The following is a 3,307-nucleotide window of genomic DNA, read 5'->3' on the forward strand; positions in this document are numbered from 1 at the left end:
CTGCACGACCAGCCCGGTCTGGAACAGCGGGTGGTGGGACAGCGAGCGGGACGGGTTCAGCGCCTCCACCAGGTGCTCGAACGGCACGTCCTGGTGCGCGTAGGCCGCCAGCGAGGTCTCCCGCACCCGGCCGAGCAGTTCGGTGAAGCTCGGGTCACCGCTCGTGTCCGTGCGCAGCACCAGGGTGTTGATGAAGAACCCGACCAGGTCGTCCAGCGCCTCGTCGGTACGGCCCGCGATCGGACTGCCGATCGCGATGTCCGTCCCCGCGCCGAGTCGCGTGTACAGCGCGGCGAGCGCGGCCTGCAGCACCATGAACAGGGTCGCACCCGAGCGTCGCGCCAACTGCACCAGGGAGGCGTGCAGTTCGGCGTCGATCCGGAGTTCCAGCAGGTCGCCGCCGTACGACATGGTGGGCGGGCGCAGCCGGTCGGCAGGCAGCTGCAGCTGCTCGGGCAGCCCGGCCAGCGCCTCGGTCCAGTAGGCGACCTGGCGGGCGAAGACGCTGTCGGCGTCGTGCTCGTCGCCCAGGATCTCGTGCTGCCACAGGGTGTAGTCGCCGTACGTCACCGGCAGCGGCGGCCATGCCGGCGCCCCGCCACCCTGCCGGGCGCTGTAGGCGGTGGCCAGGTCACGGGCCAGCGGGCCCATGGACCAGCCGTCTCCGACGATGTGGTGCATGACCAGCAGCAGCACGTGCTCGTCCGGCGCGACCGCGAACAGCTCCGCCCGCAGCGGTACTTCCGAGGTCAGGTCGAAGCCGCGCACCGCCGCCTCGCGCAGCAGGGCGGGCAACTCCGCCGCGCTGGCCGCGCGCACGGTCAGCGGGACGGCGACCTCGGTGGTGTCCAGCACCCGCTGGTACGGGACTCCGGCGGTGTGCGGGAAGACCGTGCGCAGGGTCTCGTGTCGGGCCGTCACGTCCGCGAGCGCGGCACCGAGGGCCTCCCGGTCGAGGTCACCGGTCAGCCGCAGCGCCAACGGCATGTGGTAGGTGGCGCTCGGTGCGCCGAACTGCTGGAGGAACCAGAGTCGGCGCTGGGCGAACGACAGCGGCATCGGCTCGCGGCGGAGCTGGGGTACCAGGGCCTGGCGTGCCGTGCCCGCGTCGTGCAGCCCGGCCGCGAGACCGGCGGGCGTCGGGGTGCGGAACAGGCTGCGCAGCTCCAGTTCGACCCCGAGGGTCGCCCGGACCCGTGAGACCAGCCGGGTGGCGAGCAGCGAGTGCCCGCCGAGGTCGAAGAAGTCGTCGTCGACCCCGGCCCGGGCGAGGCCGAGTACTTCGGCGAACAGCTCGCACAGGATCTGCTCCTGCGGGGTGCGTGGGGCCCGGGCTCCGGTGGCTCCCGTCGGCTCGGGCGCGGGCAGCGCGGCGCGGTCCAGCTTGCCGTTGGGCGTCAGCGGCAGCGTGTCCAGCAGGACGAACGCCGACGGGACGAGGTAGTCGGGCAGCCGGTCGCGCAGGTACGAAGCGAGCGCGGCGGCGGTGGCCGGGCTGTGCGCCGAGGGCACCACGTACGCGACGATCCGGGTCTCGCCCGGCTTGTCCTCGCGGGCGAGCACCGCGACCCGGGCGAGGCCCGGGTGCGCGGTCAGCTCGGCCTCGATCTCGCCCGGTTCGATCCGGAACCCGCGGACCTTCACCTGGTGGTCCACCCGCCCGGCGAACTCCAGCTCGCCGTCGGCCCGCCAGCGCACCAGGTCACCGGTGCGGTACATCCGCGATCCGGCCGGACCGAACGGGTCGGCGACGAAGCGCCCGGCCGTCAGCCCCGGCCGGTTCAGGTAACCGCGGGCCAGCCCCGCCCCGGCGAGGTACAGCTCCCCCAGCACCCCGGGGGCGACCGGCCGCAGGAACGAATCCAGCACATACACCCGGCAGTTGGCGATCGGACGGCCGATCGGCACCGGCACCGGGCAGTGCGCCGCATCGGCCGGCAGCGGGTACGCGGTGATCACATGCGTCTCAGCCGGACCGTAGTGGTTGTGCAGCACCCGGCCCGGCCGGCACGCCTGGAACCGGCGCACCGCACCGCCCAGACGCATCGCCTCACCGGCCTGCGCGACCAACCGCAGGTCCGGCAGCTCCAACCCGGCCTCCTCGACGGCCTCCGCCAGCGCCTCGACCACCAGGTTCGGCGCGAACAGCTCACCGACCCCGTACCGCTCCAACCACCGCGCGAACAGCTCCGCACTGCGACGCTGCTCCTCGGTCGGCACCACCAGCGTCTTGCCGTACAGCAGCGCGGAGAGCACCTCCTGCACCGAGACGTCGAAGCTGATCGCCGTGAACTGCGCGGTACGCGTGCCCGGTTCACCCCCGACCGCCCCGTGGTGCCACGCCAGCAGGTTCAGCAGCCCGGCAGCGGGCATCACCACGGCCTTCGGCCGACCCGTGGAGCCCGAGGTGTAGATCACGTACGCCGGATGCCGCGCGTCCACGACGACCGCCGGATCGGTCTCCGGCCACTCACCAACCGGCGTGACGGCCGCGAGGTCGTCGAGCACCACGGCCGGCCGCGCGTCCTCCACCATGAAGGCGATGCGGGCGGCCGGATAGTCCGGGTCGACCGGCAGGTACGCCGCACCCGCCTTGAGCACCGCCAGGACGGCGACCACCAGCTCGGCCGAGCGCGGCAGCCGCAGGGCGACGACCTGCTCCGGCCCCACCCCCCGCGCGATCAGCGCGTGCGCCAGCCGGTTCGCCCGGCGGTTCAGCTCGCGATACGTCAGCACCGTGTCCTCGAACACCACCGCCTCGGCCTCCGGCATCGCCCGGACCCGCGCCTCGAACAACGCCGACAGACCGGCATCGACCACCGGACACGCGGTGCCGTTGCGCACGACCAACAGCTCGTGCCGCTCCTCGACGGTGAGCACGTCGATCCCGCTCAGCGGCCGATCCGGCTCAGCGACCACCGCCGCCAACAGCCGCAGCCACCGGGCGACCAGTGCCTCCACCGTCGCGCGGTCGAACAGATCGGTGCTGTACTCGACCCGCCCGATGATGCCCTCCGCCGGCCCGCCGGTGCCACCACGCTCCAGCAGGTGGAAGCCGAGGTCGAACATCGCCGTCGGCGTCCGGACCAGGACGATCTCAGCGGCCAGACCGCTCAGCTCGAACTCGGTGCGGGGTACGTTCTGCAGCGCGAGCAGCACCTGGAACAGCGGCTGCCTGGAGAGCGACCGGGACGGGTTGAGGGCCTCCACCACGTGGTCGAACGGCAGGTCCTGGTGCGCGTACGCGCCGAGCGCGCCCTCCCGGACCCGGACCAGCAACTCGGCGAAGGACGGGTCACCGCTGGTG

Annotated in this window: 1 protein-coding gene; it reads right to left on the reverse strand. The window is 73.1% G+C overall.

Annotation, left to right across the window (positions count from 1 at the left end):
* On the reverse strand, positions 1-3,307 hold a 3,307-nt coding region (locus ACFQ87_RS45195; protein ID WP_380616875.1), incomplete at both ends, for an amino acid adenylation domain-containing protein.

The sequence above is a fragment of the Kitasatospora sp. NPDC056531 genome, from assembly GCF_042794375.1.
In the GTDB taxonomy this organism is placed as follows: domain Bacteria; phylum Actinomycetota; class Actinomycetes; order Streptomycetales; family Streptomycetaceae; genus Kitasatospora.